This window comes from Enterobacter sp. MGH 24 (assembly GCF_000493015.1).
Taxonomy (GTDB): domain Bacteria; phylum Pseudomonadota; class Gammaproteobacteria; order Enterobacterales; family Enterobacteriaceae; genus Enterobacter.
The window spans coordinates 2,500,158-2,522,364 of record NZ_KI535657.1 but is presented as its reverse complement, the minus strand read 5'-3'; the positions used below and the strand labels follow the sequence as shown (position 1 = coordinate 2,522,364).

At 56.2% G+C, this 22,207-nt stretch carries 21 protein-coding genes, 1 other RNA gene and 1 pseudogene; 11 read left to right on the top strand and 12 right to left on the bottom strand.

Annotation, left to right across the window (positions count from 1 at the left end; all coding sequences use genetic code 11):
- Positions 1–20: 20 nt before the first annotated feature.
- The 5 genes from acrB (at position 21) to L370_RS10060 (ending at position 5,642) form a co-directional block, all read left to right on the top strand.
- On the top strand, positions 21–3,167 hold the full coding sequence (acrB, locus tag L370_RS10040; RefSeq protein WP_023334733.1) for a multidrug efflux RND transporter permease subunit AcrB: 3,147 nt from the start codon (positions 21–23) through the stop codon (positions 3,165–3,167).
- A gap of 510 nt (positions 3,168–3,677) precedes the next feature.
- Entirely contained in the window at positions 3,678–4,052 is a 375-nt protein-coding gene (tomB, locus tag L370_RS10045; RefSeq protein WP_008499288.1) for an Hha toxicity modulator TomB, read from the top strand.
- A 27-nt stretch (positions 4,053–4,079) separates the two neighbouring features.
- Positions 4,080–4,298: an HHA domain-containing protein gene (locus L370_RS10050; protein ID WP_010428174.1), complete on the top strand. Its 219-nt coding sequence runs from the start codon at positions 4,080–4,082 to the stop codon at positions 4,296–4,298.
- Positions 4,299–4,505: 207 nt separating this feature from the next.
- Entirely contained in the window at positions 4,506–5,057 is a 552-nt protein-coding gene (gene maa, locus L370_RS10055) for a maltose O-acetyltransferase (protein ID WP_023334732.1), read from the top strand.
- Between the two features lie 117 nt (positions 5,058–5,174).
- Complete coding sequence (locus L370_RS10060) at positions 5,175–5,642, top strand: YlaC family protein (protein WP_023334731.1); 468 nt, start codon at positions 5,175–5,177, stop codon at positions 5,640–5,642.
- On the opposite strand, the gene L370_RS10065 is transcribed toward L370_RS10060, so the two are convergent.
- The gene (locus L370_RS10065; RefSeq protein WP_023334730.1) at positions 5,614–7,074 is read right to left on the bottom strand and encodes a MocR-like pyridoxine biosynthesis transcription factor PdxR; all 1,461 of its coding nucleotides are present in this window, start codon (positions 7,072–7,074) and stop codon (positions 5,614–5,616) included. The genes L370_RS10060 and L370_RS10065 overlap by 29 nt on opposite strands.
- A 101-nt stretch (positions 7,075–7,175) precedes the next feature.
- Here L370_RS10065 and L370_RS10070 point away from each other — a divergent pair, with 101 nt between their 5' ends.
- Positions 7,176–7,886 (top strand): GNAT family N-acetyltransferase, encoded by a 711-nt coding sequence (locus L370_RS10070; RefSeq protein WP_023334729.1) that lies wholly within the window; start codon positions 7,176–7,178, stop codon positions 7,884–7,886.
- On the opposite strand, the gene ykgO is transcribed toward L370_RS10070, so the two are convergent.
- Entirely contained in the window at positions 7,883–8,023 is a 141-nt protein-coding gene (gene ykgO, locus L370_RS0121955) for a type B 50S ribosomal protein L36 (RefSeq protein ID WP_005125190.1), read from the bottom strand. The genes L370_RS10070 and ykgO overlap by 4 nt on opposite strands.
- 2 nt (positions 8,024–8,025) lie before the next feature.
- On the bottom strand, positions 8,026–8,286 hold the full coding sequence (locus L370_RS10075; RefSeq protein ID WP_010428154.1) for a type B 50S ribosomal protein L31: 261 nt from the start codon (positions 8,284–8,286) through the stop codon (positions 8,026–8,028).
- 219 nt (positions 8,287–8,505) lie between these two features.
- Here L370_RS10075 and L370_RS10080 point away from each other — a divergent pair, with 219 nt between their 5' ends.
- Positions 8,506–10,071: an EAL domain-containing protein gene (locus L370_RS10080; protein ID WP_023334728.1), complete on the top strand. Its 1,566-nt coding sequence runs from the start codon at positions 8,506–8,508 to the stop codon at positions 10,069–10,071.
- Here L370_RS10080 and L370_RS10085 read toward each other — a convergent pair.
- On the bottom strand, positions 10,064–10,336 hold the full coding sequence (locus L370_RS10085) for a metal-sensing transcriptional repressor (protein WP_023310594.1): 273 nt from the start codon (positions 10,334–10,336) through the stop codon (positions 10,064–10,066). The two genes, L370_RS10080 and L370_RS10085, sit on opposite strands and share 8 nt — an antisense overlap.
- 134 nt (positions 10,337–10,470) lie before the next feature.
- Between L370_RS10085 and L370_RS10090 the strand changes: the two genes are divergently transcribed.
- On the top strand, positions 10,471–11,286 hold the full coding sequence (locus L370_RS10090) for a nickel/cobalt efflux protein RcnA (RefSeq protein ID WP_023334727.1): 816 nt from the start codon (positions 10,471–10,473) through the stop codon (positions 11,284–11,286).
- A gap of 38 nt (positions 11,287–11,324) precedes the next feature.
- On the opposite strand, the gene L370_RS10095 is transcribed toward L370_RS10090, so the two are convergent.
- The 3 genes from L370_RS10095 to L370_RS10105 all read right to left on the bottom strand — a co-directional run bounded on the left by L370_RS10095 (position 11,325) and on the right by L370_RS10105 (position 16,275).
- Positions 11,325–14,414 carry a beta-galactosidase gene (locus L370_RS10095; RefSeq protein ID WP_023334726.1) on the bottom strand — a complete coding sequence of 1,030 codons (3,090 nt, stop codon included), beginning with the start codon at positions 14,412–14,414 and terminating at the stop codon, positions 11,325–11,327.
- 102 nt (positions 14,415–14,516) lie between these two features.
- Positions 14,517–15,587 (bottom strand): LacI family DNA-binding transcriptional regulator, encoded by a 1,071-nt coding sequence (locus L370_RS10100; RefSeq protein WP_032666574.1) that lies wholly within the window; start codon positions 15,585–15,587, stop codon positions 14,517–14,519.
- A 76-nt stretch (positions 15,588–15,663) separates the two neighbouring features.
- Positions 15,664–16,275 (bottom strand): membrane protein YczE, encoded by a 612-nt coding sequence (locus L370_RS10105; RefSeq protein ID WP_023334724.1) that lies wholly within the window; start codon positions 16,273–16,275, stop codon positions 15,664–15,666.
- A gap of 86 nt (positions 16,276–16,361) precedes the next feature.
- Here L370_RS10105 and L370_RS10110 point away from each other — a divergent pair, with 86 nt between their 5' ends.
- Complete coding sequence (locus L370_RS10110) at positions 16,362–17,783, top strand: MocR-like transcription factor YczR (RefSeq protein WP_023334723.1); 1,422 nt, start codon at positions 16,362–16,364, stop codon at positions 17,781–17,783.
- 83 nt (positions 17,784–17,866) lie between these two features.
- On the opposite strand, the gene L370_RS10115 is transcribed toward L370_RS10110, so the two are convergent.
- The 3 genes from L370_RS10115 to ffs all read right to left on the bottom strand — a co-directional run bounded on the left by L370_RS10115 (position 17,867) and on the right by ffs (position 18,688).
- Positions 17,867–18,082, bottom strand: a complete 216-nt coding sequence (locus L370_RS10115) for a hypothetical protein (protein ID WP_023334722.1) — start codon at positions 18,080–18,082, stop codon at positions 17,867–17,869.
- Positions 18,079–18,330: a hypothetical protein gene (locus L370_RS10120; protein WP_023310587.1), complete on the bottom strand. Its 252-nt coding sequence runs from the start codon at positions 18,328–18,330 to the stop codon at positions 18,079–18,081. Before L370_RS10120 ends, L370_RS10115 begins: the two co-directional genes overlap by 4 nt.
- A 261-nt stretch (positions 18,331–18,591) precedes the next feature.
- An RNA gene (gene ffs / locus L370_RS22780) (signal recognition particle sRNA small type) lies at positions 18,592–18,688 on the bottom strand.
- 84 nt (positions 18,689–18,772) lie between these two features.
- Here ffs and L370_RS10125 point away from each other — a divergent pair.
- Positions 18,773–19,170 (top strand): annotated as a pseudogene (locus tag L370_RS10125) (MGMT family protein).
- A gap of 33 nt (positions 19,171–19,203) precedes the next feature.
- Here the strand turns inward: L370_RS10125 and L370_RS10130 are convergent.
- Positions 19,204–19,731 (bottom strand): YbaY family lipoprotein, encoded by a 528-nt coding sequence (locus L370_RS10130; RefSeq protein ID WP_023334720.1) that lies wholly within the window; start codon positions 19,729–19,731, stop codon positions 19,204–19,206.
- A 200-nt stretch (positions 19,732–19,931) separates the two neighbouring features.
- Between L370_RS10130 and tesB the strand changes: the two genes are divergently transcribed.
- Positions 19,932–20,792: an acyl-CoA thioesterase II gene (gene tesB / locus L370_RS10135; RefSeq protein ID WP_023334719.1), complete on the top strand. Its 861-nt coding sequence runs from the start codon at positions 19,932–19,934 to the stop codon at positions 20,790–20,792.
- A gap of 95 nt (positions 20,793–20,887) precedes the next feature.
- Here the strand turns inward: tesB and amtB are convergent, their stop codons facing one another.
- Positions 20,888–22,174: an ammonium transporter AmtB gene (gene amtB / locus L370_RS10140; protein WP_023334718.1), complete on the bottom strand. Its 1,287-nt coding sequence runs from the start codon at positions 22,172–22,174 to the stop codon at positions 20,888–20,890.
- Positions 22,175–22,207 lie beyond the last annotated feature (33 nt).

Here is a 22,207-nt window from a genome sequence, read left to right as displayed (position 1 = left end):
TAAACAGGAGCCGTTAAGACATGCCTAATTTCTTTATCGATCGCCCCATATTTGCGTGGGTGATCGCCATTATCATCATGCTGGCCGGGGGACTTGCGATCCTGAAGCTGCCTGTCGCGCAATATCCAACGATTGCGCCACCGGCGGTGACAATTTCCGCAACCTACCCGGGGGCTGATGCGAAAACGGTGCAGGACACCGTTACCCAGGTTATCGAACAGAACATGAACGGTATCGATAACCTGATGTACATGTCCTCAAACAGTGACTCCACCGGTACAGTGCAGATCACCCTGACCTTCCAGTCAGGTACGGATGCTGACATTGCGCAGGTTCAGGTGCAGAACAAACTGCAGCTGGCTATGCCTTTGCTGCCGCAGGAAGTACAACAGCAGGGTGTGAGCGTCGAGAAATCGTCCAGTAGCTTCCTGATGGTTGTCGGCGTTATCAACACCAACGGCACCATGACGCAGGAGGATATTTCCGACTACGTGGGCGCCAACATGAAGGACGCCATCAGCCGTACTTCCGGTGTGGGTGACGTGCAGCTGTTCGGTTCCCAGTACGCGATGCGTATCTGGATGGATCCGAACAAGCTGAACAACTTCCAGCTGACGCCGGTCGACGTGATCAGCGCGATTAAAGCGCAGAACGCCCAGGTAGCGGCCGGTCAGTTAGGCGGTACACCGCCGGTGAAAGGCCAGCAGCTTAACGCCTCGATCATCGCGCAGACCCGTCTGACCTCTGCCGATGAGTTCAGCAAGATCTTGCTGAAAGTGAATCAGGACGGTTCGCAGGTTCGCCTGCGCGACGTGGCGAAAGTTGAGCTGGGCGGTGAGAACTACGACATCATCGCGAAGTTCAACGGCAAACCGGCTTCCGGTCTGGGTATCAAACTGGCGACAGGCGCTAACGCCCTGGACACCGCCACGGCGATCCGCGCAGAGCTGAAGAAGATGGAACCGTTCTTCCCGTCAGGTCTGAAAATCGTTTACCCATACGACACCACACCGTTCGTCAAAATCTCGATTCACGAAGTGGTTAAGACGCTGGTTGAGGCGATCATCCTGGTATTCCTGGTGATGTACCTGTTCCTGCAAAACTTCCGCGCGACGCTTATCCCAACGATTGCCGTGCCGGTTGTTCTGCTCGGGACCTTTGCGATCCTGTCGATATTTGGCTACTCGATAAACACCCTGACGATGTTCGGGATGGTGCTCGCCATCGGCCTGCTGGTGGATGACGCCATCGTGGTCGTGGAGAACGTCGAGCGCGTGATGGCGGAAGAAGGACTGCCGCCGAAGGAAGCGACCCGTAAATCAATGGGTCAGATCCAGGGCGCGCTGGTCGGTATCGCGATGGTGCTGTCTGCGGTATTTATCCCGATGGCCTTCTTCGGTGGCTCTACCGGTGCAATTTACCGTCAGTTCTCTATTACCATCGTTTCCGCGATGGCGCTGTCGGTGCTGGTGGCGTTGATCCTGACACCTGCCCTGTGTGCCACCATGCTGAAGCCAATTCAGAAAGGCGGTCACGGCGAGCATAAAGGGTTCTTCGGCTGGTTTAACCGCATGTTTGATAAGAGCACGCACCACTACACCGACAGCGTGGGCAACATCCTGCGCAGCACCGGTCGTTACCTGCTGCTCTATATCATCATCGTGGTGGGCATGGCCTTCCTGTTCGTTCGTCTGCCAAGCTCGTTCCTGCCAGATGAAGACCAGGGCGTGTTCCTGACGATGGCACAGCTTCCGGCGGGTGCCTCGCAAGAGCGTACCCAGAAAGTGCTGGATGAAGTGACGGACTACTACCTTACCAAAGAGAAAGCCAACGTTGAGTCCGTGTTTGCGGTTAACGGCTTTGGCTTTGCGGGTCGTGGTCAGAACACCGGTATTGCCTTCGTTTCTCTGAAAGACTGGTCTGAACGTCCGGGCGAAGAGAACAAGGTTGAAGCCATCACCGGCCGTGCTATGGGCACCTTCTCGCAGATTAAAGATGCGATGGTCTTCGCCTTTAACCTGCCAGCGATTGTTGAACTGGGTACCGCGACCGGCTTCGACTTCCAGCTGATTGATCAGGGCGGTCTGGGCCACGAGAAACTGACGCAGGCGCGTAACCAGCTGTTTGGTGAAGTGGCTAAACATCCTGACCTGCTGGTCGGCGTGCGTCCAAACGGCCTGGAAGATACGCCGCAGTACAAGATCGATATCGACCAGGAGAAAGCCCAGGCGTTGGGCGTATCCATCAGTGACATCAACACCACGCTGGGCGCAGCCTGGGGCGGTAGCTACGTTAACGACTTCATCGACCGCGGTCGCGTGAAGAAAGTGTACGTGATGTCCGAAGCGCAGTACCGTATGTTGCCAAACGATATCAACAGCTGGTTCGTGCGCGGCAGCAATGGTCAGATGGTTCCGTTCTCGGCATTCTCAACGTCACGCTGGGAATACGGTTCACCGCGTCTGGAACGCTATAACGGTCTGCCGTCTATGGAGATCCTGGGTCAGGCAGCGCCGGGCCGAAGCACCGGTGAAGCCATGAACCTGATGGAAGAGCTGGCAAGTAAACTGCCTGCAGGTATCGGCTATGACTGGACCGGTATGTCCTATCAGGAACGTCTGTCCGGTAACCAGGCTCCTGCGCTGTACGCCATTTCACTGATTGTGGTCTTCCTGTGTCTGGCGGCACTGTACGAGAGCTGGTCGATTCCGTTCTCCGTTATGCTGGTGGTTCCACTCGGGGTTATCGGTGCGCTGCTTGCGGCAACGTTCCGTGGGCTAACCAACGACGTTTACTTCCAGGTAGGCCTGCTGACAACCATTGGCCTGTCGGCGAAGAACGCGATACTTATCGTTGAATTCGCCAAAGATCTGATGGAGAAAGAGGGCAAAGGTCTTATTGAGGCGACGCTTGAGGCGGTTCGTATGCGTCTGCGCCCAATCCTGATGACGTCGCTGGCGTTTATCCTCGGCGTACTGCCGCTGGTTATCAGCTCCGGTGCGGGCTCCGGCGCGCAGAACGCAGTAGGTACAGGCGTAATGGGCGGCATGGTTACCGCGACCGTACTGGCTATCTTCTTCGTACCGGTGTTCTTCGTGGTGGTTCGCCGCCGCTTTAGCCGAAAGAATGAAGATGTTGAACACAGTCATTCGGTAGAACCTCACTGATACCGGTTTCACATGATAAAAAGGCCGCATTAGCGGCCTTTTTCATTTTCAGAAAAAATCATAAATTACGCTTATTGTGGTTCTATTTATTTTCTGTCATTTTAAATAGACATATCATAATTAACTGATAACTTAATCCGTGAATTCGGGATTTTTTTAATTTCATATCTCCGCTTAAGCCACTAGGAATATTCCTAATAAGAAGTTCTTACAAAGATAAGTCTGAATCTGAACTTTTCTCATCATTTTTGCTAACCCAATGAAACGTAAGGAAGCGATAAAACACCTTCGTTAATTTGGATAAAAAAGTGGAGCCCAGGATGACCATTTGCGTACATGCTCGCAGTCTGCGGTTTTATTTGTAATTTTTCGTAATAGCGCGATGAAATTCAGGAAGGAGTGGCTTATAGTTAGGTTATCAGGAACACAGCACTCATGTAGCTAAGTCAGTTGTACCCATCCCGACAATGATGTTCGGTGAGTAAGAAATCACTCAGAAGGGGATGCGCTATGGACGAGTACTCGCCAAAAAGGCATGATATCGCGCAGTTGAAATTTCTCTGCGAATCCTTGTACCATGACTGCCTTGCCAACCTTGATGAAAGCAACCATGGCTGGGTAAACGACCCAACGTCTGCCATCAATTTACAGTTGAATGAGCTGATAGAGCATATCGCTACCTTCGCACTTAATTATAAAATTAAGTACAATGAAGATAATAAGCTCATTGAGCAAATTGATGAATACCTGGACGACACCTTTATGTTGTTCAGCAGTTACGGCATTAACGCCCAGGATTTGCAAAAATGGCGTAAATCGGGAAACCGGCTATTCCGCTGTTTCGTCAACGTGAGCAGAGCTAACCCGGTTAGTCTTTCCTGTTAAAATTATTACAATTACTAAGGTGAATTTATGTCTGATAAACCACTCACAAAGGTCGATTATTTGATGCGCTTACGTCGCTGTCAGTCAATTGACACGCTTGAGCGCGTCATTGAAAAGAATAAATACGAGCTCTCTGATAATGAACTGGCGGTATTTTATTCAGCCGCTGACCATCGTCTTGCTGAGCTAACAATGAATAAACTGTATGACAAGATCCCTACTTCTGTATGGAAATTTGTCCGTTAATCTTTGAAGGGTGTCTGTAGAGTTCTACGCCACGTTTTAAACTTTTTTTACCTATCCCGTTATACTCCCTGCGCCCAGGCCAGGTCTCCGTGTAAACGTGTTCATCAGCAACAATGTTGTGACGCCAGTCACATCGGCTTTTCGGGAACGTTCCCCTTCTGGCCTGTTCCGATTACCCTGCGGTAATCACATCCAGCGAGGTTTCCAATGAGCTTAGAAAAACAGAAAATGATTGCCGGTGAACATTACCGCCCCGGCGATGAGACGTTACGGGCCGACCGACTGCGCGCCCGCCATCTGGTTTACCGCTATAACCACACCGCACCTGATGAAAAAACAGAACGCCAGAACATTCTGGCGGAACTTCTGGGACAAAGTGAAGGTGCTTATATAGAACCAAGCTTCCGCTGCGACTACGGGTATAACATTTATCTGGGCAAAAACTTTTACGCTAACTTCGACTGCGTAATGCTGGATGTCTGCCCTGTTCATATTGGCGATAACTGTATGCTCGCGCCGGGCGTTCATATTTATACGGCTACCCATCCCCTGGAAGCAGAGGAACGGAATAGTGGCGTGGAGTTTGGAAAACCCGTCAGCATTGGCAATAACGTCTGGATTGGTGGCCGGGCGGTCATTAACCCTGGCGTCACCATTGGTGATAATGTGGTGGTGGCCTCCGGCGCCGTCGTGACGAAAGACGTCCCGGCTAACGTCGTGGTTGGCGGCAACCCGGCAAAAATCATCAAAACGCTGTGAGGTTCCGGGGAGCCAACTGTTATGGTCTTTTAGCGCCAGACTGTTACTTTTTTCAGCCTGATGGCTCCCCTAAAATTGGCAGATCCCCTGTATTGTCAACTCTTATGAAGGCAAAAAATGACCGAGATACAGCGCCTGCTTACCGCCACCATCGACGATCTTAACCTCCGCGAAAAGCGCGACAATCGCCCGCGCTTTAGCATTAGTTTTATTCGCAAACATCCTGGCCTGTTTGTCGCCATGTATGCCGCCTGGCTGGCGACGCTTATTGTGATGCTGAAGTCCGAAACGCTGGTGGACTCCGTCTGGCTGCTGGTTGTACTGTTTGTTGTCTTTAACGCCTTTTTCTTTTTCGACGTGAACCCGCGCTACCGTTACGAAGATATCGACGTGCTCGATTTCCGGGTCTGCTACAACGGCGAATGGTACAACACGCGTTATGTGCCAGAAGAGCTGATCGAAAACATCATGCACTCTCCGGCGGTTGACGCCGGGCAAAAAGAAAAGCTGCAAAAAATGGTCTCCACCAAAGGTCAGCTCTCTTTCTATGATGTCTTTACCCTTTCCCGCCCTGCTGCTGCGTAATTAACGCCTGCAGACGCCGGATCCCCGGCGCAAACTGCGAAGCAGAGGTATTGCCGTAACCTAAAACCAGGCCGGTTTGCCCCTGCTTCGCTTCCAGGTAGTACCCGCTCAGTGCAGCGGGTGCCAGCTGAAACGCCCTCGCCTGCGCCACCAGCCTCTGGTCGTCAATATCGTCTATCGCCAGCGTCAGATGCATTCCCCCTTCACCGGCCAGAATACGGTGCGGCGTATGAAGCTCTGCGTCCAGCACCTCCCGCAGCTGGCGGTAACGTTTACGATAGAGCCGACGCATGGCGGCAAGGTGGCGGGCGTAATGACCTTCTTCAATGAACAACGCCAGGGTACGCTGTTCCGCGCGATGCCCACCGCGCAACAGCGAGCCGATGGCCGGACGCGCCGCTTTCGCCAGCGCTGGCGGTAACACCATGAACCCCATTCTGAGCGATGGAAACAGCGTTTTACTGAACGTCCCCAGATACACAACGGGCGCATTGTTGACCATTCCCAGCATCGCCGGTACGGGCTCGCCGGCATAGCGGAACTCGCTGTCGTAATCGTCTTCAATGATCCACGCGCTGTGCTGCCGGGCCAGCTCCAGCAGCGCCAGCCGCCGCCGCGCGCTGAGCACGCTCCCGTAAGGAAACTGGTGCGAAGGTGAGGTAAAAATCAGTGAGGGGGCAGGCGCATCCATCCCCTCCCAGCACATTCCCTCGTCATCAACCGGTATTCCCGTCATTGTCAGGCCGGTTTTAACAAACGCGCTCTTTGCCCCGCTATAGCCGGGGTTTTCCACCCAGGCGACATCGCCAGGCTCGCTTAACAGCATCGTGCAAAGATTGACGCCTTCAAGCGCGCCTTCGGTTATTACAATCTGGCTGGCGTCGCAGTCAATACCGCGGGACAGGGCGAGATGCCGGGCAATCGCGGCCCGCAGCGACGGCTCGCCGGCCGGGTCGCCATAGCCTAACAGAGCATTTCCCTCCTCCCGCATCACGCGATCGTACAATCGCCGCCACAGAGGCAGAGGAAAATAGTTGATGGCAGGCGTTCCCGGCGTAAAGGCCAGAACCGGCGTATCCCGGGGCACAGGCGCGGGTAGCAGCCCAACCCGTTTTGCGAGCGTGATGGCAGGGTCCGGCATTGTCCGGGTGACGGAACGGTGAGCGAGCTGTGCCACCCGCGTTCCCTGGCGATTACGCTGCAAATATCCTTCGAGGGTGAGCTGGTCCAGCGCCGCATTGACGGTATTCCGGGAAAGGGAGAGCTGCTGAGCCAGCGTTCGCGAACCGGAAAGCTGGCTGCCGGATCGTAGCCTTCCGCAAAGTATCGCCTCCCGCAAAGCCAGGTAGAGCGCACGCTGTAGCGTCTCTTCCCCGCGTGTTTTCAGCGCTGCATGGAGCAGGGTATAAAATTCATCACCCGGTATATTCATCTCGCCTCCTCGTGGCACCATCAAAACATAGCGTAGTGGTTCTTTTTAAGGAACCAGCAATTCACTAGTCTGAAGCTCTTTTCAACGTCACGGAAATGAAGATGAAGACATTCAATCAGTTCGGACAGCCGGTGGGCGAAGCGCTTACCGACTGGCAGCCCCGTCAACACCCGTCCCGGGTGGTCTTACAGGGCCACTATTGTCGGCTTGAGCCGCTGCGCGTGGAGCATGCCGACGCGCTGTTCTCAGCGTATTCCCTGGCCGAAGATACCCGCAGCTGGACGTGGCTGCTGCGTGAACCCGATGCCACCGCAGAGGAGTTTGCCGAATGGGTGGCGAGCGTAAGTGAGTTATCCGATCCCATCCACTTTACCGTTATCGATAACCGGACCCAGTCCCCCGTCGGGACGCTGTCCCTGATGCGGATCGATCCTAAAAACGGGGTCGTGGAAGTGGGGCACGTTCACTTCTCTCCTCTTTTAAGCCGCACGCCGATGTCGACAGAAGCGCAGTATCTGCTGATGCGGTACGTGTTCGATACCCTGGGCTATCGGCGTTATGAATGGAAGTGCAATAGCCTGAACGAGCCTTCCCGTAAGGCGGCACTGCGTCTGGGTTTCCAGTTTGAGGGGCGCTTTCGCCAGGCGCTGGTTATAAAAGGCCACAACCGGGATACCGACTGGTTTTCAATTCTCGACAAAGAGTGGCCAGCGCTGGCGGGCGCCTTTGAAAGCTGGCTTGCCACCGACAATTTTACTGCCGATGGCAAACAGAAAAGATCCCTGGAAAGCTGGCGAGAAACGCGCGTCTAGCGTCTTTTTTTACGTCCCTGAACCGCCTTAAAGCGCGGATTGGTTTTGCAAATCACGTATAAGCGTCCCTTGCGTTTGACTATCTGGCAATCCGGGTGACGCTGCTTTGCACTGCGTAATGAGTTAAGTACCTGCATGGTTAGCCCCGCTTCGCATTGAGAAAGCCGCCAAAACGCTTGCGGAAGCGCGCTGCGCTGCCGTCCGTGGAGAACGTTTTCTGCTTACCGGTATAGAACGGATGCGATTTTGAAGAAACCTCGATGGTGATGTACGGATATGTTTCACCGTCGAGTTCAATTTCGCGGTCGGTCTTAATGGTTGAGCCAACCTTGAAGTATTCATTCGCGCTGGTGTCGTGGAATACCACGGTGCGATAGGCTGGATGGATATCGGGTTTCATCGTAAATCCTTTATGTTTTGTTATAACATAACAAAATAATATCCAGGCCAGGTTGAAAAAACAACCCCTCTCTTCTGATGATATTTTCTGGTTTGCCTTAGATAAAATGAAAACCACGCCACCCACGTGCTATAACTATATCATTTCGCGGTAAAATCTTTCTCTTCAGGCAGGGAACTCAGCGCCCAGGAACGGGTATACGAGGAAGGACACGGCAGCATGAAAACCCGACATCTGGTCAGTCTGGTGACTGGCGTACTTATCTTTTCCGTGCTGGTCCCCATTTGCCTGAGCATCTGGCTGGCCCATCGCCAGGCGGAAGATAAATTTGTCGATGCGCTGGATAACTATGCCTCACGCGTGCTGATACGAACCGACAGGGTCGTGGATCAGGCAAAAGAAGCACTCAATCATCTGCAGACCGTTGAGGGCGTGCCGTGTAGCCCTCTGCAGCTAAGGGAGATGCGTCGCGTCGCTTTCTCGTGGCGCTATATCCAGGAAGTCATTTATATCGACAACCTTAAACCGCTCTGCTCCTCCCTGGAGCAAACCAGCCATGCGTCCCCTTTCCCGCCGCCGATGCGCATTACCGAAGATGGCTACAGCGCATGGCTGACCACGCAGAACGATCTCGGGTTTCACCGCTACATGGCCGTGCTGGGAAAAGGTCATTACCTTGTCCTGGTCGACCCTGACTCGCTGGTGGACGTGATCCCTTTCGGTGAGATAGCGATTGATGCCGCCCTGGTAGGAAGTGCAACCCACCGCATATTCGCCAGCAGCAATAAGCTCGATCCGCACATCCGCGACATGATTCAGGAGCGGGGTGTGAAAAGCGTGCAGTACAACGGTTCAATGTACGTCATGAAGTCTGTACCTGAGCTGGGGTTTACCGTCGTAGCATGGGCTACGCTCAAACCGCTGGCTGAAACCTGGCACCGGCAGCTTCTATTCTGGTTACCGTTCGGCATGTTGATGAGCCTGCTTGCCGCGCTCTTTGTCCTGCAGGTCCTGCGCCGTATACAGTCGCCGCGCAATCGCCTGCTTGATGCCATTAACAGCCGCGATTTTGTGGTTCACTATCAGCCCATCGTGGCGCTATGCAGCGGAAAAATCGTGGGTGCAGAAGCGCTGACGCGCTGGCCTCAGCCGGACGGAAGCAGTCTCTCGCCAGATATTTTCGTCCCGCTTGCCGAGCAAACGGGGCTCATCTCACAGCTCACGCAGCTCGTCATCGAAAAGGTGTTTGAAGATATGGGCCACTGGCTGCAACGCCATCCGGATCAGCATATCTCGGTTAACCTCGCCCCTGCCGATTTAACCTCCGGCATCCTGCCGCCTCTGCTGAGTCAGCTCCTGAATAAGTGGCAAATCCATCCCCGGCAGATCGCCCTTGAGCTCACCGAGCGCGGCTTTGCCGATCCCAAAATTAGCGCACCGGCTATCGCCGCATTCCGTCGCTCGGGCCACCCTGTCTATATTGATGATTTTGGCACGGGCTACTCCAGCCTGAGCTATCTGCAGGATCTGGACGTCGACACGCTAAAAATTGATAAGTCTTTCGTGGATGCGCTGGAATATAAAAACGTGACGCCACACATCATTGAAATAGCGAAGTCGCTGAAGCTGGCGATGGTGGCGGAGGGTGTCGAGACCGCAGGGCAGCTCGCCTGGCTGCACCGGCACGGCGTGCAGTACGGGCAGGGGTGGTACTACAGCAAAGCGCTGCCAAAAACCGAATTTATTCTTTGGGCAGAAAATAACCTCGGCACGCACGCTACTTGAGATAGGATTTCATCACCCGCAATACCACGCCAAGATCGGCTTCACGCTGCGCTTCTTCAGGCTCTTTCACCACGTGATCGGTTAAATGTCCTTCGATCACCTGCATCATCATGCCATTGACCGCCCCGCGGATCGCCGCCAGCTGCTGTAACACCTCGGCGCATTCGTGATCGCTGTTGAGCATTTTTTCCAGCGCGGTGCTCTGCCCCTGAATTTTCTTCAGGCGAGTCAGTAACATTTTCTTGTCGCGAACGGTATGTGACATCTCTGTATCCCTTATTTTTTGGCTTTTAAAGCATATCACGCTCTACTCCCCCTGAGTATTTTTCTACTGGGGGGTAGTATTAATCTACTGGGGGGGAGTAGTATCTCCTCACGCTTTCCACTCCGGAATTTCCCATGACCGATTTTGCTTCACTTCTTCAGCAGGGCAATGCCTGGCTGTTTGTTCCCAGCGCTATCCTGCTCGGTGCGCTACATGGCCTGGAGCCGGGCCACTCAAAAACAATGATGGCCGCCTTTATCGTGGCCATCCGCGGCACGCTGAAACAGGCGGTGCTGCTCGGTCTGGCGGCCACGCTCTCCCATACGGCGGTGGTCTGGCTCGTTGCGATGGCGGGACTGTGGTTTGGTCGGGGCTGGGATGCGCATACGTCTGAACCCTGGTTCCAGCTGATCTCCGGGGTGTTGATCGTTGCGATCGCCCTGTGGATGGCGTGGCGAACCTGGAAAGAGAGCCAGCCGCACGATCATCATCACGACCATGATCACCACCATGACCATGACCACCATCATGATCATCATCACCATGAACACATGCTGATTGACGAAGAGTGGCAGGACGCCCACCAGCGCGCGCACGCGCAGGATATTAACCGCCGCTTCAGCGGTCAAAATGTCACCACCGGACAGATCGTGATGTTTGGCCTGACCGGCGGGCTTATCCCCTGCCCGGCGTCCATCACCGTGCTGCTGATCTGCCTGCAGCTAAAGCATTTTGCCCTCGGCGCGACGCTGGTATTCAGCTTCAGTATTGGTCTGGCGTTAACGCTGGTCGCGTCCGGCGCGATTGCCGCCTTAAGCCTCAAACATGCGACAAAACGCTGGCCCGGGTTTAGCGACTTTTCCCGTAAAGCGCCGTGGATCTCCGCAGCGCTGATTACCGTGGTGGGAATTTATATGAGCCTGCATGGCCTGAACGGCATTATGGGGTAAGCGTGCGGCCACGCCCGGTGGCCGCATCTCCTGGGCAGTTAAGGCTTCTGCTGCCAGCTGAAGGTATAGCGAAGCTGGCGTGTCTGCAGGATGAATTCCGGCGAGACGCTGGGGCTCCAGGAGTCGTCGCCGCCCACGCCCATATGGAACGCATCGAGATTCAGCCAGCATCCCGGCTCTTCCCGCAGCAGATGATGATGGGTTGTCTCACGCAGCTGCTGCTGGCTATAGCGACTCACCGAGAAATGGAACGCGCCGTTCAGCTGATGCGATCCCACCACAAGTTCCCGGGTATCGCAGCGCAAACCGTTTTCCGTCGGGAAGATATACGGCGTGTGCATGTCTCCAGGAGGTAATGTCCAGCGCCCCTGCTGCGCCGCCAGCTTTCTGTCCGGGTAGTTTTCATGCGGCCCCAGCCCCAGCCAGTGAACGTTTTCCGGCGTTTCGGCAAGATGAACGCTCAGGCCAACGCGCGCAGGTTCAGGGATATTAGACGCAACATCAATCTGAATATCGCCATGCAGAACGCCCCGATCGTCCACCCGCCAGACTTTACGACTCAGGAACAGCGCGTTGTCGCGATACTCAAGAACATGCCGGGTTGCGATCACCACTTCGCCTGCGTGCTGCTCTGCGTCACAGCGCAGCACGCGCGAGGTGAGATCGTACATGCCCGCCGCTTTCCAGCGCTCAACCCACGCGTTCGGATCGATCTGCGTCGCCTCGCTCACGCCAATGTCGTTGTCCAGCGGCGCGCGGCTGACGTTATCCGTCAGAGGTGAAAGCAACGTTTCAACACCATTTCGCCACCATTGGGTCAGGTGTCCGGATGCGCGATCGAACTGCCAGCGCTGTTGACCATGGGTGACCTCCAGGGTGCGATCGCTTTGCGTTAACACCGGCGGCTCGCCCGCCGGGGGTGGCGGAGCAATAAAGAGCGGAGCCGGAAGCGACCACTGCTCCCACGCGCAGCGATGGTCCGCCGGTGACCACGGCGTTGCCCGCGGCTGGCGCACCTCAACGTTCAGCCAGACCTCACCCGGCCCGGCGTTCAGCTCCGGCAGGGCAATCTCCAGACGCTGGGCGCCTTCAGGCGCCATCGCCAGCGTCACCTCGCCCGCCGCGAGCACGTCCCCGTCCCGGGTAACCGTCCAGTTCAGCACTTCGTTATCGGTGTGGCGGAACAGGTAGCCGCTTTGCACCTCAATCACCAGCGGAGAGGTGCTGACCCGCGTAAAGGTAAAGAACTGCTGGGCGCGCTGCGCCTCGTACAGCGCCGGGTGCGGCGTGCGATCGGGGAATACCAGCCCGTTAAGACAGAACTGCCGGTCGTTCGGCTTATCGCCGAAGTCTCCGCCGTACGCCCAGAACGTATTGCCATCTTCGTCCCGTTTCGTCAGGGCCTGATCGACCCAGTCCCAGACAAAACCACCCTGCAGGCGAGGATGGCTGCGAAACGCTTCCCAGTATTTCGCAAACCCGCCGAAGCTATTTCCCATCGCGTGGGCGTATTCACAGAGGATCAGCGGGCGCGTTTCGTCCGGCATGCCGATCCATTTCTTGATTGACCATTTAGGCACTGCCGGGAAGGGCTGATCCCGATCGACCCGGGCGTACATCGGGCAGACAATATCGGTCGCCGCCGTGTTCGCGCCGCCGCCTTCGTACTGAACCGGGCGCGTCGGATCGGTGGACTTCACCCAGCGGTACAGCGCATCGTGATTCGCACCGTGGCCCGACTCATTGCCCAGCGACCAGATGATAACCGAGGGATGATTACGATCGCGCTGCACCATGCGTGTCACGCGCTCGCTCATCGCGGGCAGCCAGCGCGGATCGTCAGCAAGGCGGCTCATCGGCACCATGCCGTGCGTTTCGATATTGGCTTCGTCAACGACGTACAGCCCGTAGCGATCGCAAAGCCGGTACCACAGCGGATGGTTCGGGTAGTGCGAGCAGCGCACGGCGTTGAAGTTGTGCTGCTTCATGATTTCGATATCGCGACGCATGGTCGCTTCGTCCATCACCTGGCCGTTTTCCGGGTGATGCTCGTGACGGTTAACCCCGCGGATCAGCAGCGGTTTACCGTTAAGCTTCAGCAGGCCATTGCCGATCTCAACGCGGCGGAAGCCCACGTCGCACGCTTCAACCTCCAGCACCTCCCCCTGCGGGTTAAGAAGCGCCATCGTCAGGCGATACAGTTCTGGCGTTTCAGCACTCCAGAGTGCGGGCTGGTCGACGGGGATCGTTGCGGTTAGCCGCTCGGCCCAGCTGCCTCGCTCGTCAACAATGGCAGACCCGGGCTGTCGGGAAACGCTGGCGCATTTTTCCCCCTTGCGCCACAGGGTAAAGACCACCTCGCCGTCCGCCAAGCCAGCGCCTGCCAGCGTGACATCAACCTTGAGCACCGCGCGGTCCAGCTCCGCGTTCAGATCCGTTACGACGTGATAATCGGCTATCTGCGTCCCGGGTTTATGCAGCAAGGTCACATCGCGGAAGATGCCGCTCATGCGCCACATGTCCTGATCTTCCAGATAGCTGCCGTCGCACCAGCGCAATACCATGACCGCCAGGCGGTTCTGTCCGGGGCGTAGTGCCGCCGAGAGGTCAAATTCGGCGGGCAACCGGCTGTCCTGGGAATAGCCCATCCACTGTCCGTTGCACCACAGATGGAACGCCGAGTTCACGCCGTCAAAGATGATGCGGGTCTGCCCGCTCTGAAGCCAGGCGTTATCCACCTCAAATGTGAGCGAGTAACAACCGGCCGGGTTTTCCTGCGGTACAAAAGGCGGGTTAACGGGAATGGGATAGGTGACATTGGTATAGATGGGCGTGTCGAACCCCTGCATCTGCCAGTTAGACGGTACGGGCATCGCAACGGCATCCGCGCAATCTTCTGTTACCCATGCCTGAGGAACCTGCTCCGGCGAGCTAAAGTAGCTAAACCGCCAGAGCCCGTTGAGAGCGTGTCTGCTGATGGAGCCAGCGTCATCTCTTGCCGAGTGCTCATTGCGCCAGCTGTGTAACGGCGCGTGTGCGGCCAGACGGTTCCACTGGGTGACGCCAGGATTTTCCCAGTCCCGACGGGCCAGAATGGCGCTGAGGGTCAGCGGTGAAGTGGTGGACATAGTAACCTCTTTGCGAAGCGCTCACAATTTTGGTTAACATGCCCTGGCACTCTGCGACGGTAAAGCGTTCAATCGCGGGGTAGCGAGTCCGATCACAAAGTTTTATTTGCGGGCAAGCTGCTCGGCAAGGAGTGCCAGGCTTCTGAGCTGCTGCGCCAGCTCCTCGCGTTGGGCCTGCAACGGCGCGCGGCGCGCGCTGGAATGACGGGTAACCAGCGTCACCGGCAGTTGAGTTTGCCAGCACACATCGTCACAGGAGGGGGCCAGCAGCCACTCTACGCTGCGTTCGCCCGCCTCGCGAAACGCCTGGCGAATGGTCGTTAGCGGCGGAGAAAACCAGGCGCTGTCGGCCGTATCGTCAAACCCAACTACCGATATCTGGCCCGGAACCGCTACCCCTTTTTCCGCGCAGGCGCGCATCACCCCGAGCGCCATTTGATCGTTCGCCACCAGAATCGCGTCCGGTAATGTTGCCGCAGACAACAGCAGATGTCCCTTCTCATATCCGCTGGCCGCGCTCCAGTCACCGTAGGCCACCGCAGCGGCTTCAAGCCCCGCGAATGTCAGAGCGGTTTTCCATCCCGCCAGGCGCGCCCGTGCAGAGACCGAGCTTTCCGGCCCGCTCAGCAGGGCAATGCGCTGATGCCCCAGCGAAAGCAGATGCTCTACGCCCAGATGCGCCCCCTGCTCGGCGTTAAACACGAGGCTATGTACCTGCGCTGAGGGTGATACATCGAGGAACAGCACCGGAACAGGCGACGCCAGCGCCCTGAGCTCTTCGGCGTGCGTATCGTCAAGCGGCACATTCACCAGCAGCGCGTCCACCCGCTGTGCCAGCAGCGCCTGAAGCGCAGCCTGACACTGCCAGGGGTGCTCCACCATGGAGATAAGGACGCTCGCCCCCTGCTGCTCCGCACGGGATTTTACCGCCGACACAATTTGTGAAGGCGCGTGCAGGGCCAGGTCGGTAGTGATGAGGCCCAGCGTACGGGTGCGTTTCCCCGCCAGCTGCTGTGCCCGAAGATTGGGAACGTAGTGCAGCTCCGCCATCGCCTGCTGCACCTTTTCTCGCGTGCGGGCAGACACATGTTCCGCGTTGTTAATAACGCGGGAGACGGTCTGGTAAGAAACCCCCGCAAGGAGGGCGACATCATAGAGAGTGATAGCTTTCATGCATTCTGGCATCGCGTTTATCGTGCCCCTATTCTGGCACAGCGACGCCGTTAAAACATGTGAGCGCTTCGCAAAATTAAACAACCCGCTCCGGCTGAGGAATTTCCGCAATGCGCGGCTTCTGGCGGAACCAGGGCAGACAGAGCTGAATAAGCGGGCCAATGGTCAGGGCATACAGTACGGTTCCCACCCCAAACGTGCCGCCCAGCACGCACCCAATCAGCAGGACGGACACCTCAATTGAGGTACGCACGCTGCGAATGGACCACCCCAGACGGGCATGAATGCCGGTCATCAGGCCGTCGCGCGGGCCAGGCCCGAAACCTGCGCCGATGTACATGCTGGTCGCAATTGCGTTCATCACGATGCCCGACACCAGAAAAGCGATTCTAACGGGTAATGAATCCAGTTCCGGGATAAGCGCCATGCTGGCGTCTGCCGCCAGGCCGATACAAATCACGTTGCTGATCGTGCCAAGCCCCGGCATCTGACGCAGCGGGATCCACAGCAACAGCACCGCAGCGCCGACTAAAATAATTACTGTCCCGATAGTCATCCCCAGCTGCATCCCCACCCCAAGGTGAAATACATCCCAGGGATCGACACCCAAATCGGAGCGAATAAACATTGCGGTGGAAAGGCCATACAGTCCTAAACCGACATAGAGTTGTAGCAGACGACGTACCATTTTTATCTTCTCCAGTGAACCAGGCTTTCATCCTGACCTAAAATGGCACTATGATTAATGTCCAGTTTTCAAATAGTGGACTGCATATGTCATCACGCCGCTTCGGAAGCCAGTCTCTGGTACGCCTTTTAGGCCACTGGCAGCAAACCTCATCCCGCACCCCGCTCTGGCGACAGCTGGCCGACGCGCTGCGTCTGTTAATCCTTGATGGACGTCTGGCTTTGAATACGCGTCTACCGGGCGAGCGTGAGCTGGCCTCTGCGCTGGACGTGAGCCGGACCACCATCAGCAGCGCCCTCGCCCACCTGCGGGAAGAGGGTTATCTTGAAAGCCGCCACGGCAGCGGATCATGCGTGCTCCTCCCGGATACGCGCGCCATTCCCACCCTTTCAGCGGCAAGTGCGGCACTGGATCTCTCCACTGCCGCACTCAATGCCGGGCCGGAGATCCATCAGGCTTATGCCCATGCGCTCACGGCCATTACGCAGCACCTTTCGCTGACGGGCTACGATCAGCTTGGGCTGCCGACGCTGCGGGAGGCCATTGCTGCGCGCTATACCGCGCGGGGTCTTCCCACCCGCGCAGACGAAGTGATGGTGGTCAATGGCGCCGTCAGCGGCTTTGCGCTGGTACTGCGGATGATGACCGGGCCGGGGGATCGCGTCGTGGTCGATCATCCCACCTATCCGCTGGCGATTGCCGCCATTCAGGGAGCGCAGTGTCGACCCGTAGGCGTGTCGCTGCCGGAAACCGGCTGGGATACGGATGGCTTCGCGGCAACGCTTGCCCAGACGGCGCCGCGCCTGGCGTATCTGATGCCTGATTTTCATAACCCCACCGGGCGCTGTATGGATATCGCCACCCGTCAGGCCATCACGGATATCGCAGCCCAAACCCGCACGGCGCTGGTGGTGGATGAAACGATGGTGGATCTCTGGTTTGACGCGCCTCCCCCGCCGCCGCTGGCCGCGTTCAACCCGCAGGCCACCGTCATTACCTTAGGTTCTGCCGGAAAAAGCTTCTGGGGCGGGCTGCGTCTCGGCTGGATCCGCGCCTCCTCGCGCACCATCGCCACGCTTGCCCAGACGCGGGACACCCTCGATTTAGGCTCTCCGCTGCTGGAACAGCTGGCGATGGAGTGGCTCATTAACAATAGCGAGACGTTTCTGCCCGCTCGCCGCAAGATGCTTGCGGAACGACGCGATCGATGCGGTGAACTGTTGCGCGAACATTTCCCGGACTGGAAATTCCATGAAGCGGAAGGCGGGCTCTCTTACTGGATAGAGCTCCCGGGCATGCTGGCGACACAGCTTGCCGCGCGGGCTGAGATTCTGGGGATCAATCTGGGGACCGGTACACGGTTTGGTTTATCCGGCGCGTTTGACCGCTATTTGCGGATGCCCTTCTCGCTCGAATCGACAGAGCTTGAGCAGGCGTTGCTGAGGATAAAACCGCTATGGCTCGCCCTGAATAAAAACGTGCCATCATTGAAACGCAGCGTGATCTAATATTAAAATTTTTGAAGCCGATCATAAAAAATAAAAACTGCTGACTGTCACGGAGGCAGTCAGCAGTTTTCACCGGTCAGGAGTTAGTGCTGAGCAGGAATAGGAAAACCTTTCAGTGAAATAACGAAGCTTTCACCGTCTTTCTTTATTTTCGCACCGGTATCACACCAGTCAGACGCAATACGAAAGAACTCATCACTTCCGACATTCCAGCCAAGACGTACGTGCTTCACATAGCCTGAACGCAACAGATCGCAGGCCTCTTTGTAGTCACTGGCAGTTGACAGTTGTTGTTTCATTTTCTCTTCTTCAGAAGTTTACGTAGAGCTTTGATTTCTTTAGGAGTAAAAGGAGAAACACTCTCTTCTTCCGTATGCTGATTATCAATATCCTCTTCCGATACTCCCGCCTCTTCTACTGCTTCGAACGCCAGCAGCAGCAGTTTCTCTGTCGTCACGCTTAAATTCTCGTTATTCACTTCCGCATAGTGGCGAAGTCTTTCTTTCAGCGCATCATCAATCTTAACGTTTAATACCGCTGTAGCCATGTTTGTCACTTCCCTTCGGAATAAGTACTTTATTTAATACACGAAGTTAACAATGTTATCCAGATATATATTTTTTTGAGTTATGGAAGAAAATAACCATCCAATTATAAAATGACAGTCTATTATTACAGGTTTATGACAATAATATTTCAGTACAATGAAATATATATTACACGATATAGGCGCAGTATTATTGTGGGATAGCGATTTAAGGGGAGAGGTAAAGCTGAAGAATCTTATGAGGCCGCAAATGGGTGGGGGCCCTGCCAGCTACATCCCGGCACACACGTCGTCTGCCCTGGCTGCTTCCTTCCGGACCTGACCTGGTGAACAGAGTAGCGTTGCGGGAGAACCAACAGAGCCCCCATTGAGAGCGTTGATAACCAACGCGCTGGCGCATTATCCCTGTGCTAAGGCCCAATTGCAAGCGACCAGGAACCGGATGCTGGTTTCTTGCGCAAACAGGCGCAGCAATCATGAAGATCTTCGTTTACCATAGCTTTCCAGAAACTCCCCACAGGTGAAGGTATGGACGCACACGACTCCTTTCCACAGCGCGTATGGCAAATTGTGGCCTCAATCCCGGAAGGCTACGTCACCACCTATGGTGATGTCGCACGCCTGGCCGGTTCCCCGCGCGCGGCGCGACAGGTTGGCGGCGTCCTGAAACGGCTGCCGGAAGGCAGTACGCTGCCCTGGCATCGGGTGGTGAATCGTCATGGCGCCATTTCGCTCACCGGGCCGGATCTCCAGCGTCAGCGTCAGGCGTTACTTTCAGAGGGTGTGCAGGTGTCAGGGTCGGGTCAAATCGATTTGCAGAAATTTCGCTGGGTATATTGACCCCTCTCCCGGAGGAGAGGGGCAATGCAGACATTACATCTGAGTTGGTGGGGTTGGCAGGGACGGCTGATTGGTCTGCGGTGCGACCGGCACTTCGGTCTGCTGCACCGGCACCAGGTTCAGGTCGACTTTGGTTCCGCCGTTATTAATCGCTTCCTGGACCGTATCGGTGATAAAGACCAGCTTACCGTTGATGGTTACCGCTGCGCTCAGCAGGATACGGGCGTTAGGCTGCACGTCCGACGGGTTATACGGCAACACGAAGCTAAACGGCGCCTGCTTGCCTTCGGTACGGACGGCGCGCTGAGCCACGACTTTCGACGGCGCGTCCGCCAGAGAAGCATCAGACAGCGTCACCGTTAATACCGCATCCGGCGGCAGAGCGACTCTCTGTTTAATCCAGATGGTACCGGAAACGTTAGGCTGCTGAATGGATTGCTGCGAAAGGGTGTTAATCCCGTTCGGGTCTGCTGCTGGTACCGGCACCTGGGCGCTCTTACCGGCACAGGCGGACAACGCCACCGCAATAGCTACACCACTTAGCATGGGCACGAGTTTCATTGAAGTCTCCTTATCAATGCACCAGCGGGATCGATCCCATCCGATGTCGTTTCAATCACATAACGTATTCAAGTGTGGCACAGATCACCGATTTATGCCTGAAAACGTGCCGATATTCAGATTATTCTACCCATCGGACCACTTTCATTTCTGCGTTATACTCTGCCTATCTTTCGCTACGGCGTTTATTGAGGACAACTATGAGTCAGGCACTGAACAATCTGCTGACATTACTGAATCTGGAAAAAATTGAGGAAGGACTCTTTCGCGGACAGAGCGAAGATCTCGGCTTACGCCAGGTCTTCGGGGGGCAAGTCGTCGGACAAGCACTGTACGCAGCAAAGGAGACTGTCCCGGCAGACCGTCTGGTGCATTCATTCCACAGCTACTTCTTACGCCCTGGCGATAGCGCGAAACCGATAGTCTATGACGTTGAAGTCCTGCGAGACGGCAACAGCTTCAGCGCACGCCGCGTAGCGGCCATTCAGAACGGTAAACCGATCTTTTATATGACCGCCTCTTTCCAGGCGCCGGAACCCGGCTACGAGCATCAAAAAGTGATGCCCCCGGCTCCGTCACCCGACTCTTTAAAATCAGAGACGGATATCGCCCGCGCGCTGGCGCATTTGCTTCCGCCGCAGGTCAAAGAGAAGTTTCTCTGCGATAAGCCGCTGGAGATCCGCCCGGTTGAATTCCATAACCCGATGAAAGGCCATACCGCCGAGCCAAAACGCCAGGTCTGGATCCGTGCCAACGGGACCGTGCCGGAAGATTTCCGCGTGCATCAGTATCTGCTGGGCTATGCGTCAGATTTCAACTTCCTGCCGGTGGCGCTGCAGCCGCACGGCGTTGGTTTTCTGGAAAAAGGGATGCAGGTCGCAACGATCGATCACTCCATGTGGTTCCACCGTCCGTTCAACATGAATGAGTGGCTGCTTTATAGCGTGGAGAGTACGTCAGCGTCGAGCGCGCGCGGGTTTGTGCGCGGGGAGTTTTATACGCAGGACGGCGTGCTTGTCGCTTCTACGGTGCAGGAAGGGGTGATGCGTAACAGAGGTTGATGTAAAAAGCCCGGTGGCGCTACGCTTACCGGGCCTACGGATTGTGCAGTTGTAGGCCGGGTAAGGCGAAGCTGCCACCCGGCAAATCGCTCAGATCAGGCGTTATACGCATTCTCGCCGTGGCTGTTGACGTCCAGACCTTCGCGTTCCTGCTCTTCCGGTACGCGCAGACCGACCGTCATGTCCGCCAGTTTGTAGCCAATGAAAGCGACAACGGCAGACCAGACAACGGTGATAGCAATACTTTCCAGCTGTACCAGCAGCTGATGAACCATGGTGACGCCTTCTGCGTAGCCCACGCCACCGAGTGATTTCGCGGCGAAGATACCGGTCATGATACAACCCACGATGCCGCACACGCCGTGGACACCAAACACATCGCATGGGTCGTCAACGCGCAGCACGCGTTTCAGTGCGGTAACGCCCCACAGACCCGCCAGACCAGACACCAGACCGACCAGCAGCGCACCGCCTACGCCGACATAACCACACGCCGGGGTGATGCCAACCAGACCGGCAATGGCACCCGAACAGGCACCCAGCAGAGAGGGTTTACCGCGTACCGCCCACTCGCCAAACACCCAGGAGAGGATTGCACCCGCCGTGGCCACAACGGTGTTCACGAAGGCCAGCGCGGCGATTTCGTTCGCGGCACTTGCTGAGCCGGCGTTGAAGCCAAACCAGCCAAAGTAGAGGATAGCCGTACCGGTAAACACCATCGGCAGGTTGTGCGGTTTGAACGCTTCTTTACCGAAGCCCACGCGTTTGCCAATCAGGTAGGCACCCACCAGACCCGCTACCGCGGCGTTGATGTGTACAACGGTACCGCCAGCGAAGTCCAGCGCACCGTGCGTTGCCAGCAGACCGCCACCCCAGACCATATGCGCAATTGGCACATAGGAGAGCGTCAGCCAGACCACCACGAAGATCAGGACGGCAGAGAAACGAATACGCTCGGCGAGCGCGCCCACAATCAGCCCGACGGTAATACAAGCGAAAGAGCCCTGGAACGCAACGTGGATGTACTGATAGAAACTGCCCATCAGCGCGGTCAGCTCAATATTTTTCAGCATCACCCAGTCGAAGTTACCAAAGAACGCGTTGCCCGTGCCGAACGCCAGCGAGTAACCGTAAACCACCCACAGCACGCAGACCAGTGCGAACGTCACGGCAACCTGCGTCAGCATGGAGAGAACGTTTTTGCCACGGATCAGGCCGCCGTAGAACAGCGCAATGCCTGGAATTGACATGAATAGCACCAGCGCGGTGCTGATCATCATAAAGGCGTTATCGGCTTTGTCGACCACCGCAGGAGCAGCCAGCGCCAGGCCCGGCAGCAGTGCCAGCGAACCCAGACCCGTTTTGAGTGTTGCTATCTTCATTTTCTCGATCCCTATCACTGTGTGCCAGGAGTT

What these genes read in the sequence shown, in the direction of transcription:
- acrB (WP_023334733.1), top strand. Translation starts at nt 21, where the DNA reads ATGCCTAATTTCTTTATCGATCGCCCCATATTTGCGTGGGTGATCGCC.
- tomB (WP_008499288.1), top strand. Translation starts at nt 3,678, where the DNA reads ATGGACGAGTACTCGCCAAAAAGGCATGATATCGCGCAGTTGAAATTT.
- L370_RS10050 (WP_010428174.1), top strand. Translation starts at nt 4,080, where the DNA reads ATGTCTGATAAACCACTCACAAAGGTCGATTATTTGATGCGCTTACGT.
- maa (WP_023334732.1), top strand. Translation starts at nt 4,506, where the DNA reads ATGAGCTTAGAAAAACAGAAAATGATTGCCGGTGAACATTACCGCCCC.
- L370_RS10060 (WP_023334731.1), top strand. Translation starts at nt 5,175, where the DNA reads ATGACCGAGATACAGCGCCTGCTTACCGCCACCATCGACGATCTTAAC.
- L370_RS10065 (WP_023334730.1), bottom strand. Translation starts at nt 7,074, where the DNA reads ATGAATATACCGGGTGATGAATTTTATACCCTGCTCCATGCAGCGCTG.
- L370_RS10070 (WP_023334729.1), top strand. Translation starts at nt 7,176, where the DNA reads ATGAAGACATTCAATCAGTTCGGACAGCCGGTGGGCGAAGCGCTTACC.
- ykgO (WP_005125190.1), bottom strand. Translation starts at nt 8,023, where the DNA reads ATGCAGGTACTTAACTCATTACGCAGTGCAAAGCAGCGTCACCCGGAT.
- L370_RS10075 (WP_010428154.1), bottom strand. Translation starts at nt 8,286, where the DNA reads ATGAAACCCGATATCCATCCAGCCTATCGCACCGTGGTATTCCACGAC.
- L370_RS10080 (WP_023334728.1), top strand. Translation starts at nt 8,506, where the DNA reads ATGAAAACCCGACATCTGGTCAGTCTGGTGACTGGCGTACTTATCTTT.
- L370_RS10085 (WP_023310594.1), bottom strand. Translation starts at nt 10,336, where the DNA reads ATGTCACATACCGTTCGCGACAAGAAAATGTTACTGACTCGCCTGAAG.
- L370_RS10090 (WP_023334727.1), top strand. Translation starts at nt 10,471, where the DNA reads ATGACCGATTTTGCTTCACTTCTTCAGCAGGGCAATGCCTGGCTGTTT.
- L370_RS10095 (WP_023334726.1), bottom strand. Translation starts at nt 14,414, where the DNA reads ATGTCCACCACTTCACCGCTGACCCTCAGCGCCATTCTGGCCCGTCGG.
- L370_RS10100 (WP_032666574.1), bottom strand. Translation starts at nt 15,587, where the DNA reads ATGAAAGCTATCACTCTCTATGATGTCGCCCTCCTTGCGGGGGTTTCT.
- L370_RS10105 (WP_023334724.1), bottom strand. Translation starts at nt 16,275, where the DNA reads ATGGTACGTCGTCTGCTACAACTCTATGTCGGTTTAGGACTGTATGGC.
- L370_RS10110 (WP_023334723.1), top strand. Translation starts at nt 16,362, where the DNA reads ATGTCATCACGCCGCTTCGGAAGCCAGTCTCTGGTACGCCTTTTAGGC.
- L370_RS10115 (WP_023334722.1), bottom strand. Translation starts at nt 18,082, where the DNA reads ATGAAACAACAACTGTCAACTGCCAGTGACTACAAAGAGGCCTGCGAT.
- L370_RS10120 (WP_023310587.1), bottom strand. Translation starts at nt 18,330, where the DNA reads ATGGCTACAGCGGTATTAAACGTTAAGATTGATGATGCGCTGAAAGAA.
- L370_RS10130 (WP_023334720.1), bottom strand. Translation starts at nt 19,731, where the DNA reads ATGAAACTCGTGCCCATGCTAAGTGGTGTAGCTATTGCGGTGGCGTTG.
- tesB (WP_023334719.1), top strand. Translation starts at nt 19,932, where the DNA reads ATGAGTCAGGCACTGAACAATCTGCTGACATTACTGAATCTGGAAAAA.
- amtB (WP_023334718.1), bottom strand. Translation starts at nt 22,174, where the DNA reads ATGAAGATAGCAACACTCAAAACGGGTCTGGGTTCGCTGGCACTGCTG.